Raw genomic sequence first — 12,662 nt, 5'->3', positions numbered from 1 at the left:
TCAAGGGTTCCATTGGTTGGAAAGGGCCGGACGCACAGTCTTCAGGTCCGGGGAATTTTCCAGGAAGTTGTCCGGGTAGTAGCCAAAACTCGTGACACCCTGGCGCTTGAGTACACCCATCCATTCAGCCATTTGCGCGGCGGACAGGTCAGGGGCATCCGGGGTGCGCCAGTCTTTGGCTTGCAGCTCGAATACGGTTCGCTGCATCGCACCGGGGCGGGCCTTGACCGTCGCAACCAGCTTTTCCAGCCAGGCGTTGGAGTTTTTCAGCGTCTCGCCTTCCATCAGCGGCATGGCCATGGGCGCGGTCCAGTCGTAGGTCTGCAGGAAGTCATCAAGGTTCTGCGCGAACCAGGCTTCGCTTTCGGGATTGAGCATCGGCTGCGCGAAGATATTGCGCGCGGTCAGCACCTGCGGCCCGGCAATGGCGCGGACCTTGGCGGTCAGCTCATTGGTGAAGTCGATCAGGTAGCGGCTCTTGAAGCGCGTCCAGCGCTGCATCGCCGCAGGGTCGGCGCGCAGGGCCTCGATGCTGCCCGGCAGGCCGTTGGCGGCATAGGCCTTGAGTGCGGCGGGGCTGGCATCTTCGAAGTCCGAGAACACCGCGTCGTCGTGGTACAGCACCCCGTCGATGGCACTGTTGCGCGCCAGGTCTTCATAGAGCTCGCCAATGATTTTGCGCACTTGCGGGTCGAACGGCGACAGGCGCTTGTATTGATCCGGGTCGATGCCCACCTTGCCGGTTTCCGGGTCCCAGCGCGTCACACGCGGCAGCTTGGGATCAAGGGCAAAACTCAGCACTGGCATCCAGGCATACACGCTGGCATGGGCACGGGTGTGCAGCTGCCAGGCGACGCGGTTGAACAGGTCGGCGCGCATCGGCAAGTGGCGGTTGGGGAAGTACAGCGAGTGCACCAGGCCGTCACCCTTGGGGTCGGCGAAGGCTTGCAGGAATACGGTACCGGCGCCCATGTCCACCACGCGTTGTACCAACTGGTCGAGGTTGCGCGCTTGTTGGGCGGCATCCGGGTCGTAGACGTTATCCAGGTCCACATGCAGCACCCGCAGCGGTGCCGGAGTTTGCACCGCGACAATGCTGTTGGCGAAATGCTCGCCGTCCGGGTCGGAAGCCACCAGGAAGCGCGGGCTGTTCATCAGGTTATCGGAGCTGTCGAGGCCGTCTTCCAGGGTCAGGGCCATCTGGTAGCCCTGCTCGCCGACAATGGCCAGCGAGGTGCCTTTGGCCGCGCCGTATGGCCATACCCAGACCCGTGGCTTCTTGCCGGTCACGGTTTGGATTTTGTTGGAGATCGCCACCACATCCGCACGCAACCGCGCATCGAACTGCGCCTGGCTTTCATAACGCCCGGTAGCCGGGTCAAAACGCAACGAGGTCGCCGCCGGCTCCAGGTTGCCCTGGGGGTTGGCGAGGATGCCTTTGTGATTGGCGTCGGTGTGCGCGGCGATTTCCACCAGGCCGGACTGGGACACTTCGCGAATCTGCTGCCAGGTCAGGAACTCGCCACGCGGCCGGGGCGAGCCGGCAAAGTCCACCGGCTGGTTGAGCGGTGTGTCGATCCAACTGCCCACTGGCGCCAGCAGGGCCGGCCAGTGGTAGGCGCGCAAAATCGGCAGCACGCGGGTGTAGAAGCTCGAATAGCCATCGTCGAAGCTGAGCATGATGGCTTTGGGCGGCAATGCCGGGCCGCCACGGCGGGCGGCCAGGATTTGGTCAACGCTGACCGCCTGGTAGCCGTTCTCGCGCAGCCAGGCCAATTGTTCGATCAAACGCTCGGTGCGCACCGCCACCACGGCCTGGTCGGGATCGCGATCCGACACGTCGTGGTAGGCAATGCCCAGGAAATGGTTTTTCGGCCACGCCTGTTCGTTGAGCGGGATCGGCCGCTCGGCGGGTGGAGTGAAAGGTGCGGGTTGCTGGGCGCAGGCACTGGCCAGCAATACACCCAGAACCAACAAGCAACGGCTGAGGAAGGTCATGGTCAGGCTCTTTTAGAAACGGTAAGTGAGGTCGACGAGCAGGCGCAGATCGCGTTCGCGATCACCGTCGTAAGGTCGGCTGATCAGGCTCAGGTTGGCGCCAACGTCCAGTACATCGTTCCAGCGATAGCGTTGGCCGTAGCCGATCAACGCCATGCCGCCGGTGGAGTAATCACGCTGGCTATACGTACCCGCACCGACCTGGAACTGCTGACTCCACTGGGTCTCGTAGCGGTGATAAAGCACATGGTTGATGGTGAGGACGGGCAGCACGGTGAAATCCGACTTCGGATTGAAGTACACCGTGTCTTCCTTGCTGTTGCGGCTGGCGCCGACTTCCAGGCCCAGGTCGACTTGCACCCTCGGCGAGCTGTAGAGGCCCTCGCGGCCGCTGAGCAAGGCTTCGAAGCGGTCGTTGCCGTCGCTGAAATGGGACGGGCTGAGGGTCAGTTTCCACTCGCGGCTTTCGTTGGCGCGCCAGCGGACAAACCCGCTGCCGCCGTTGGCCGTGATGCCGTCATTCAGCGCGCGCAACGGCGTGGTGCTTAGCAGGTAGCCGAGGCTGCCGCCGTATTGCCAGTGGTCGTTGATGTCGCGGGCAATCGAAATCGCGGCGCCTTGTTTGGAGCCATCGCCATAGGAATGGTTGGAGACCTCGGCTTCGATGGTCATGTCGCGGGTGCGCCGCTCTACACCGACCACCTGCCAGCGATGCTGGCCGGTGCCCTCTTCGAAATCTGCACGGGCGTAGCCGGCACCCGCGAACAGGCGCCAGTCTTCGTCGATGGGCGGCGTGTAGAGACGGCTTTCGATGCCCCAGTCACGACTCCCCGAAACCGCCCCTGCCTCGCTGTCGTTACCGCCGCCGAAGCTTTTACCGGTGTAGGCCTCGACGCGCAGCTCAGCCATGTCATGCACATCGCGCAGGCGGCTGAGGCGCTGCACTTGGCGGTTGTCCGGGTTGCGCGCAACCACGTCGTCGGTGAGCACGTCGAGCTGGCGCCACTCCTGCAGGTCCATCGCGGTGTACGCCTGGCTCACTTCCAGGCCGATGTCGCGCGGGGCCTGGGCTTCGGTTTCCTTGAGGATGCCTTCGGCGCGCCGTGGCAGATCACGGGCGCGGTACATGTCGGCCTGGGCCAGGCGCAGGCCGACGTTACCCGGAGCCTTGGCGACCAGCGCTTCCAAACCGGCTTCGCTGCCCGGCAGGTCGCCGCCGTAGACGCCGGCCTGGGCCGACAGTTGCTGGGCGTCCATCCACGCGTCGTTGGGGTTGCCGACGGGCAGACCCTTGAGTTCGACACGGGGTTTCTGGCTGTTGGCGAGCCCCTTGGCAACCTCGTTGGCGTCCTCGCCTTTGTCGCTTTCCTGCAAGGCGTAGAACAACGCAGTGGTGTCTTCGACCCGGTCATCGGGCTCGGCGTCGGTGGCGCTCAGGGCCTGGCGATACAGCGGCTCGGCTTTTTCCGGCTGGCGTTGGTCGAGGTAGGACGCGGCCACCCAGCGCACGGCGTAGGTCGGCAATTGCACGCCTTCGCCTTTAAGAATTTCGTACTCACGGATCACTTCGGCGGTACGCGCCCGCGCCTTGAGCGCACCCAGGCGGTCGATGCGCCAGCGCACCACGTCGTCATGGGCGGCGGCGTCCGGGGTCCAGCGGGCGAGCAGTTTGTCGTAATCCGCCAGGGCGCGGTCGGCAATCACGTAGCGGTCTTTTTCGCTGCGCGTGGCGAACTCGGCCATGCGCACGCGCTCGGCGGCGAGGTCGCCTTCCAGGCGCCGTTGAGTGACCGGGTCCAGCAGGCCGGGACGTTGGGCCGACAGGCGCAACGCGGCTTCCGGCAGGCGGGCCTTTTGCAGGGCAACGATGTATTCGCGGGCGACTTCAGGCTTGGCGCCGGCGCGGATAAACGCCTGGTCGAATTCAAACAACGCGTCGTAGTTCAAGCCGGCGCGGGTCAGCGCGTACCCCAGGGCCATGCGCCGGTTGGGGTCATCGGGCTTGGCGGCCACCAGCGCACGGGTGCGTTGCACGGCTTCGGTGGTCTTGCCACCGTCGGCCTGGGTCAGGGCGAGGCCCAGTTGCAGGTCGATGTTATTTGGCTCACGCAGCAGCGCCTGGCGATAGACCGCCTCTGCCTGGGCCCACTGCTTTTGATTGCGATAGGTGCGCGCCACGGTGGCGAGCGCCTGGGTGCTGAGGTTGCGATGTTTACCCTCGGCCTCGTACACCTTAAGTACTTCAGCATCCTGGCCGGCCCAACCGGCGATCACCACATGATCGCTGACCTGGCCTGGCGTCTGGCGCTCGGCCGACAGCTGACGCAATTGGGTAAGGGCGGGTGTGAAGTTGCCGTTGCGCGCCTGGATGATCAGCGCGTCATAGGCCGGATCGGCCATGGCGAAAGCGGGCATCAATAGCTGGCTGCATAAAGCTGCCCCGACGAGCAGTCGCAACCGGCCTGATGCACTGAGTGGTAGGTTTCGCAACATATCGTGAGCTTCCTTACACACGGAAAGCTGTAACGATAGGTGGTCCTGCGCGATTCGCTGCAGGGTGCCGGCGTCTAATGACCCGGCCTAGCTTTCCTGTGTGAACTATCTCTTAGGAAAGTTGGCAGAAGTCCAATTCAGAACAATTGTTCAGAATTGCGGGCAAATCTGAAATGTGAATGCGGGAGCAGACTTGCCTGCAACAGAAGGGCTCGGTACGCATGAACGCCAGCCGTTTGACCTCTGTTGCGGGCAGGCCCGCTGCCCCATTATTTATTTGCGAGCCAGGGCAGATTATTTACTGCGCGCCGCTCACCGCACCAACTTTGGCCATCACAAAACCAATGAATTGCTCGACAGTCATCTTCTGGCCGTTGAACGTCACTTCATTGTTGGCGTAGTGCAACTTGGACACCACGTCGCTGCCGACCAGGGTCGCCAACTGCGTGCCCACCGCCATGCCGCTGACCATCTCGGCGGCCATCTGGGATTGTTGCTCGATGGCTTTCGGGTCGGTCACGCCGCCGAGTTGCGCTTGCAGCGCGGAAACGTCAGCGATCATCGGCTTGGACAGGGTCAGGTTGGCGTCCAGCAGCGCAATCATCTGCTTGCCCAGTTCAACCGGTGGCAGCTCCATGGACACCGGCTTGGCCAGGTCGACCAGCAGGCTGAACTTGCTTTCGCCGTGGGTGGTTTTCAGCGACAGGTTTTCCACCGCCACTTGCGGCTTGGCGGCCAGGACCTGGTTGACGTTGGCTTCGGCCAGGGCTTGCTCGGCTTCGGTCAGTTGCAGCTCAGGTGCCGGCTGGTTGGCGGCGGCAGCGGCTTGTACCGGCTGCATCTTGTCCTGGTAAAGCTTGGTCAGCACCAGCATGGCCGGGATGTCGACATTCTTCATGCTCACAGCCAGCGCCGCCGAACCCACGGGTTTGCCTTGGTAGCCGATCTCGTCGATCTTGTAGTCGACACGGCCGGCCAGGTTGTTGTCCTTGGTTTCGCTGGAGTCTTTCTGCTCGAAGCCTTTGACGGTCAGCACGGCTTTCTGCGGGCCGAAGGTGAACTTGCTGTCGGTCAGCTCAACGGTGTTTTGCCCGGTGTAGAAACCGAAGGTGGATTTTTCCAGATTGCTGGCGATGGTCAGGCCCGACAGCTCGGCTTCGAAGGCTTCGCCATTGGCATCCACGGCGGCGACCTTGAGGCTGTTCATAAAGCCATCGGCCTTGACCTTCTGGCCCTCAGCGGTGCCGTCGAAGTTCATGTTGGCGCCAGAGAAGCTCACCGACGATTTGTCGTCCTTGAACTCCAGCGGCAGCAACTCGATGTTGCCGTTGACCGAACGGGTGTAGCCGATATTGGCCACGCCTTTGAGCGGCGACACGTCTTTGGCGGCGGCGAACCACTTCTCGGTAGTGGCGTTCTTTTCCAGCGCGTAGTGACTGGTGGCCATGACCGGCAGCCACTTGAGCGTCACCAGGCGCGAGAACGGCAGCGGGCCGTGTTCGATATGGTCGACAAACAGCAGTTCCGGGTTCGGGTTGTCTTCGCCGAAGACCGAGCCTTGGCCTTTCAAGCGGTAATGGGCGGTGCTGCTGAACACCCCACGATCCAGGGAGACCAGCTCCAGGGCCACGGTGCCATCGACGCCGGCCATGGAGGTCTGCAGTTCCTTGTTGGCGTTCTGGATCGCGGTTTGCAGCACCGGCTCCAGTTGTTTACCGGTGTACCAGGCGCCGCCTGCACTGACGACGCCAACGGCGACAACAAAACCCAAAAGAACGACTGCTGGCTTATTCATGAAGTGACCTGATCAAATCCTGTGAGAAGTGGGCTGTCTTCCTTGAACCCTGTAAGGGTTGGCTCAAGCCCGCCGAAAGCGGGGGAAGATTAGCACTGGCGGCCGTAAACGGCCCAGCCTTTCAGAGGGATCAGTTCAGTAGTAGTTCAGGAATACTCCAGCTCGATTTCATCCAACTGGTGATCGAAACTCTTCAAGCGCGCCGTCCAGGTGTACACCAGCACCTCAAACTCGCGGTGTATCACCGCATTGCCGGGGGTGTCGGCCTTGGGGTCGCAGAAGTCCAGTTGGTAGCGTTCGCGGGCCATCTGTGTCGCAACATCAGACAATTCCCGCGCATTATTGAGCCAATGCCTACCTTCGGCGACCTGCTGATCGAGGGCCACGCACTGTTTTTTCAGGACTTCGAGGCTTTTTTCCAACGGCGTGCCGGTGAGGTCGCCCATGACTTCCTGGAACGTGCGCCCCGGCTGCCAATAGCTGCCCCAGAAATAACGGTCGAACACCGTTTCCACCCGGCGCAGCGCAACCTTGGTGTCCCAGATCGCCACGCGGGTCTTGCCTTGTTCGAGGAGTTTTTTCTTGATGCGTTGATTCTGGTAAGAAGCCCAGGCCACCACGCCGATGGACAAGGTACCGATCACCAGGCAGGCGCTGTCGAGAAAGACCATGGCCTTGTCGAGCTGGTGAGCGAGCATGACGCCGTAGAAATACGCGGCCGATAACAGCACCAGTGCGAAGAGCACGCACCAGAAAGCGGGAGCATAAGGGTTTTTCATTATTGGAATCCCCATGAGCAAACGCGAGCAGTGTCAGGCAGGGCATCACGGCGCCCCACCTGACAAAGCATAGCTATCTGCTCAGGGTTTGCTGGCTTGCGCAGGTTGCGTTCGTCCGCTTTCCCAGCCGCCGCCCAAGGCCAGGAACAGGTCGATCTGACTCATCGCAACCTGGGTGTTGGCCGCCGCCAGCTGCGCCCGCACGTCGGTGTAGGTGCGGGTGGCTTGCAGGTCCGCCAGGAACGACGCACGGCCGGCCTGGAAGAAGCGGTGGGTCTGCCCCGCCGCTTCCTTGGCCGACTCACCCGCTTCGGCCAGTGCGTCGCGCCGTTGCAACTGCGCGGTGTATTGCGCCAGGCCGGTCTGGGTTTCGCGGATGGCGTTGAGTACCACTCCGTCGAAATGCGCCAAGGCGCCCTGGGTTGCGGCTTCGGCTTCGTGGACACGGGCACGGGCGCCGTTGGTCGGCACGGTCCAACTGATCATCGGGCCAAAACCCCAGCGGTTGGTCGCAGGCGTGCCAAGGTTTTCGAGCAGGCCGACGGTGCCCACCGTGGCGCCGATGGCGATGTCCGGGTACAGGGCGCCAGTGGCCACGCCGATCCGAGCGGTGGCGGCGGCCAGTTGGCGTTCCGCCTGGCGCACGTCGGGGCGGCGCTTGAGCAGCGCCGCGCCGTCACCCACGGGCAGCAGTTGGGCGATGTGCGGTAGCTCGGCGCATCTGCCGGTGCCCGCTGGCAGTTGGTCCAGCGGCTTGGCCAGCAGCATCGACAGGCGGAACAACCCGGCCTGGCGCGCCGCTTCGTAGCGCGGCATGTCGGCGCGCAGGGATTTGTACTGGGTTTGCGAACGGGTGACCTGGGTTTCATCGCCACGGCCGGCGTCGCGCAGGCGCTGGGTCAGTTTGGTGCTTTGGGCTTGCAGGTCCAGGGACTCGTTGGCAATCGCCAGTTCTTCGTTGGCCGCGCACACTTGGGTGTAGGAACGCACCACATCGGCCACCAGGGTGATGCGTGCGATATCGGCAGCGGCCTGGGCCGCATCGGCGCTGGCCTGGGCGCTTTCGATGCCGCGTTGCAAGGTGCCGAACAGGTCGAATTGATACGAGGTAGTGATGCCGACGCTGCCGATGTTACCCACCGGCACTTTGTCGGCCAGCAAAAATGCTTCGCCGGACTCCTGCAGGCGCTGCGCCTCGGCCTTGGCGCCGAGGCTCCAGCCGCCGGCAGATTCAGCCTGTTGGGTCTGGAAACGCGCACGCTGCAAGTTGGCAGCGGCCACGCGCAGGTCGGTGTTGGAGGCCATCGCTTGGCGCACCAGTTCGTCCAGGCGCGGGTCTTTGTACAGCTTCCACCAGTCGCTCGGCACCGGCGCCGACACCACGTTGGCGCCCTCGCCCGCGATTGGCCCTTGCAGGTCGCCACGGTTGACGGCGGCCTTGTCCGGCAGCGTGTAGTCCGGGCCTACCACTTGGCAGGCCGACAGCAACAAACCCAGCGCGGCGGTTGCCAACAGCTGCTTCATGGCGTGGCTCCGTCATTGGGCTTGTCGCCAATGATCGACACCGTGGCCGTGCGCCCGGCGATCATACGGAAGTCCGCCGGCACGTCGTCAAAGGCGATGCGCACCGGAATCCGCTGGGCCAGGCGTACCCAACTGAACGCCGGGTTGACGTTGGGCAGCAGGTTGGAGCCGCTGCTGCGGTCGCGGTCTTCGATACCGGCGACGATGCTCTGCACATGGCCGCGCAGGCGGGCGTTGTCGCCGATCACGCGGATGTCCACGGCCATGCCGACGTGGATGCCGTCGAGCTTGGTCTCTTCGAAATAGCCGTCGATATGGAAGGAATTGCTGTCCACCACCGACAGCACTGGGTGGCCAGCGGTGACGAATTCCTGGGTACGCGGCGCGCGGTCGTTGACGTAGCCGTCCACCGGGCTGCGGATCACCGAGCGATCCAGGTTGAGTTGGGCCGAATCCACCGTCACTTGCGCTTCGGCCAGGGCCGACTGGGCACGGGCCACGCGGGACTGGCTTTCTTCCAGTTGCTCGCTGGGCACCAGGTTGCCGAGGCCACGGTTACGCTTGTACTCGCGGCTGGCCTGGGCCAGGGTTTCCTGGCGGTCGGCCACGGCGGCCTGGGCCTGGCGCAGGGCCAGCTTGAAGCGGTCCTGGTCGACGGCAAACAGTACCTGGCCCTTGGTCACCAACTGGTTGTCGCGCACGTCCACGCGCTGGATCAGCCCGGACACGTCCGGGGCGATCTGCACGATGTCGGCACGAATGTGGCCGTCGCGGGTCCAGGGCGCAAACATGTAGTACATGACCATGCGCCACACAACGACGACCGCGAAGCTCACGATCAACAGCGTCAGGACTACACGGCCGATGGTCAAAAAAGGTTTTTTCATGTCATCAGGTATCGACTGAGTGAGTCCACCGCGCCCAGCAACAGCGCGTAGAGCCCCACATTGAACAATGCCCGGTGCCAGACCAGGCGATAGAAGTGCATGCGCGTCAACAGCCCGTGCACCACCAGGAACAACACGTACGTAATGCCCATCAGCACCAGCAGCGTGGGCAGGAACACCCCGCTGATATCCAGATCACCGATCATAAAGGCGCTCCATCCGGCAGCGGCGCTTCCAGCTCCGTGCCACCAATAAATTCGACGCCGGGCAACAGCGCCAGGCGCAGGCCGGCCAAGGCGTGCAACAGGTGCAGGCGGGTGTCGTCTTCGTCCTGCAGGCCTTGCCCGTTGAGGGCGCGGCGCGTGCGGTCCAGGGTCATCAGCAGACCGCTGGGCGCGGGCAAGCGTTCACCCGCCTTGAGGCAGGCTTTGAAGTAAGCGCCGACGCCTTCCACCACTTGGTTGAGCAACACCCGTGGCACGCCGAGGATGCGCGGCGAATAGGCCAGCAGGTCGAGCAGGTTCAGCGCCACGCGCAAATCGCGCAGGGCGATGCCGGTGTCCTGGCCGGTAAGGGCCAGGCGCGGCAGGTGCTGCATCAGGCGATCGAGCATTTGCACGGCCAAGTGCCGGTGTTCAGCCAGGGTGGCGGGTTCGGTGAGGCCGACGATGTCACGCCAGCTGAAACGGGTCAGGCGCTTGGCCGCGAATTCGGCGCCAAAAGGCCGTGCGACCAACGTCCACACAAAGGCAAACAGCAGGCCCACAGGCCCGGCCAGATTGACGTTGGCGAAGTTAAGGAAGTCCGCGTCGTAGGCGCCCTGGATACTGATAAACGACGAGGTGTTCACCAGCGTCAGCAACATGCCCAAGTAGAATCGCGGCTGCACGGTGAGGGTGCCGATGCAGATAAACGGCACGGCGAACGCCAGCACCAGCATCGGAAAATCGTGCAGGTTGGGCAGCACCAGAAACAGGTACAGGCTGGCGAACAGCACCGACATGGCGGTCCAGAAAAAGAACCGATAGATCTGCGGCGCCGGGTCGTCCATCGACGCGAAGAAGCTGCACGCCACGGCGGCCAGGATCACGGCGCTGCCGCCGTCGGTCCAGCCCAGCAGAATCCACAGCACCGAGGCGACGATGATCGCGGTGACGGTGGAAAACGCCGAGTAGAACATCAGGCCACGGTCGAGGAATGGCGTAAGCCGGCCCAGGCGCCAGTGACGGTACACGGCGCGCCAGGTGTCTTGGCTTTCGCACTGGATCGCGGCCTGCAGGCTGCGGCAGTCTTGCCACAGGTCGATCCATTCGCCCAGGCGGTACAGCGCGTTGGAATACAACAAGGTGTGGCGATCATCCAGCGCTTCGCCTTGGGGTTGCAGGGCGTCGACCTGATCACGCAGGGCGCGCCAGCTTTCCATGGGTGCGCTTTCTTGGGCGCCTTCCAGCCATTGGCTGGTGGCTTCCAGGATCGGCTTGATGCGGTCTAGAAATTCCGGCGCACGGTGTTCGATGGCGTACAGGGCATCATCCAGGGCATCCACCACCGGCAGCAGATGGATCATGCGCCCACGCAGTTCCTTGGTGTTGTGCACTGTCTGCGGCCGCGCGCCTTCGTGGGGCAACTGGCCGATCATCAATTCAAGGGTGTTGAAGGTGGCAACCATGCCGCCGCGCAAGGTGCTGACCTCTTCCGGCGCCACGTTGCGCGTCAGAAAGCGCTGGCTGTAGACCTGGGCATCGGCAAACCACTTGGCCACCGAGCCATCGAATACCGGCATCAGGCGGCGCGGCCAGAACATCGCGCCCACTACGGCAGCGACCGCAATGCCGAGGAAGATTTCTTCGGTCCGCGCCTCGGCGACATCCCACACCGCCAGCGGGTTATCCACCACGGGCAGGGCGATCAGCGGCAGCGTGTAGCCGGCCAGCATTAGCGCATAGTTGTTGGCGGTGCGCAGGTGCATGGAGAGGAACAGCAAAGTGCCCGTCCACAGCGCGATCACCACTACCAAAATGTAGGGTGACTGCACGAACATCGGCACAAAAAACACCGCCGCCGCCGCGCCCATCAAGGTGCCAATGGCGCGGTACAGGGCCTTGGAGCTGGTGGGGCCGACAAACGGGCTGGAGACGATATACACCGTGGCCATCGCCCAATACGGACGCGGCATTTGCATGAGCATGGCGATGTACAGCGCGATCATCGACGCGGCGAAGGTACGCACGCCGTAGAACCAGTCGCGGGCGGGCGGAAAACCGGTAAAGAACCCGTTCAAAGCGTCGCCGCCTCAAAGGCGCGCAGCACACGCAGCGCGGCTTCCATATCGGCGGGTGCGATCTGCGCCAGCACTTCGCGGCGCAGGCGCACCAGTTGCACTTCAACCGCTTGCACCAACTCACGGCCACGCTCGGTGAGGCTCAAGGCCTTGGCGCGGCGGTCGTGGACGTCTTCGGTACGGCACACGTAGCCGTCACTGCACAGGCGATCCAGCAGGCGCACCAGGGACGGGCTTTCCATCCCGGACGCCTGGGCCACTTTGACCTGATGCACACCGTCGCCCAAACGACCGATCATCAAGAGCGGCACGGCGCAGGCTTCGGAGATGCCATAGCTCACCAGCGTGGTCTGGCAGATTTTGCGCCAGTTACGGGCGCCCACCACCATGCTGCTGCTGAGGTTCATCTGGAGTTGTTCGAGGGATTGAGGCACTGGATAGTTCGCATACAGTTAGTTTGCTAACTATCAATATGATGGAGGGTGGTTGTTCCGTCAAGTTTTGAAACAATTTAGCGATGGGTGGAGCGTTTCAGTGGCAGCAGCGCAAAACCCATGTGAGAGGGGGCTTGCCCACGATTGCGGCGGGCCAGTCATTGATGCATGCGCTGGCACTCCCTCATCGGGGGCAAGCCCCCTCCCACATTTGGATCGGTGTCGGCTTGCTGGATTTTCCATCATGTCGAGGCCATAGGGCAGGGAGACCAGTGCGGCGGTTTTGGATGTCAGATGAGGTTGTGCCACAGACTTGATGGGTTCTCAGGTCTCTTGGCCGGTCAGGGGACTGTCATAAATTTTGTGTTCGGGCATAACATGTTGATAGAGGTGCATGTATGCCGACCAAAAAGAAACCGGCCCGTGAGGCCCCGCGAGACCTTCCATCCATTCCCCAAGAGCTGATCGACC

General features: G+C 63.0%; 9 protein-coding genes. All 9 read right to left on the bottom strand.

Annotation, left to right across the window (positions count from 1 at the left end; genetic code table 11):
* The 9 genes from pgaB to EJD88_RS02035 all read right to left on the bottom strand — a co-directional run bounded on the left by pgaB (position 1) and on the right by EJD88_RS02035 (position 12,164).
* Entirely contained in the window at positions 1–1,998 is a 1,998-nt protein-coding gene (gene pgaB / locus EJD88_RS02075; RefSeq protein ID WP_158876525.1) for a poly-beta-1,6-N-acetyl-D-glucosamine N-deacetylase PgaB, read from the bottom strand.
* Positions 1,999–2,010: 12 nt separating this feature from the next.
* Positions 2,011–4,491 (bottom strand): poly-beta-1,6 N-acetyl-D-glucosamine export porin PgaA, encoded by a 2,481-nt coding sequence (pgaA, locus tag EJD88_RS02070; RefSeq protein ID WP_158876522.1) that lies wholly within the window; start codon positions 4,489–4,491, stop codon positions 2,011–2,013.
* A gap of 298 nt (positions 4,492–4,789) precedes the next feature.
* Complete coding sequence (locus EJD88_RS02065) at positions 4,790–6,286, bottom strand: YdgA family protein (protein ID WP_099584335.1); 1,497 nt, start codon at positions 6,284–6,286, stop codon at positions 4,790–4,792.
* Between the two features lie 146 nt (positions 6,287–6,432).
* Entirely contained in the window at positions 6,433–7,065 is a 633-nt protein-coding gene (locus tag EJD88_RS02060) for an NADH:ubiquinone oxidoreductase subunit N (RefSeq protein ID WP_112192895.1), read from the bottom strand.
* Positions 7,066–7,146: 81 nt separating this feature from the next.
* Positions 7,147–8,589, bottom strand: coding sequence for an efflux transporter outer membrane subunit (locus EJD88_RS02055; protein WP_158876520.1), 1,443 nt, complete (start codon positions 8,587–8,589; stop codon positions 7,147–7,149).
* Positions 8,586–9,476 (bottom strand): efflux RND transporter periplasmic adaptor subunit, encoded by an 891-nt coding sequence (locus tag EJD88_RS02050; RefSeq protein WP_099584332.1) that lies wholly within the window; start codon positions 9,474–9,476, stop codon positions 8,586–8,588. Before EJD88_RS02050 ends, EJD88_RS02055 begins: the two co-directional genes overlap by 4 nt.
* Positions 9,473–9,682 (bottom strand): DUF1656 domain-containing protein, encoded by a 210-nt coding sequence (locus EJD88_RS02045; protein ID WP_003187469.1) that lies wholly within the window; start codon positions 9,680–9,682, stop codon positions 9,473–9,475. The genes EJD88_RS02050 and EJD88_RS02045 overlap by 4 nt, the downstream gene beginning before the upstream one ends.
* Positions 9,679–11,757, bottom strand: a complete 2,079-nt coding sequence (locus tag EJD88_RS02040) for an FUSC family protein (RefSeq protein ID WP_158876518.1) — start codon at positions 11,755–11,757, stop codon at positions 9,679–9,681. The genes EJD88_RS02045 and EJD88_RS02040 overlap by 4 nt, the downstream gene beginning before the upstream one ends.
* Complete coding sequence (locus tag EJD88_RS02035; RefSeq protein ID WP_112192894.1) at positions 11,754–12,164, bottom strand: MarR family winged helix-turn-helix transcriptional regulator; 411 nt, start codon at positions 12,162–12,164, stop codon at positions 11,754–11,756. The genes EJD88_RS02040 and EJD88_RS02035 overlap by 4 nt, the downstream gene beginning before the upstream one ends.
* Between the last annotated feature and the right edge of the window lie 498 nt (positions 12,165–12,662).

The sequence above is a fragment of the Pseudomonas sp. PB105 genome (genome assembly GCF_009764655.1).
Taxonomy (GTDB): domain Bacteria; phylum Pseudomonadota; class Gammaproteobacteria; order Pseudomonadales; family Pseudomonadaceae; genus Aquipseudomonas; species Aquipseudomonas cyclaminis.
This window is presented reverse-complemented; position numbering and strand designations above follow the sequence as displayed.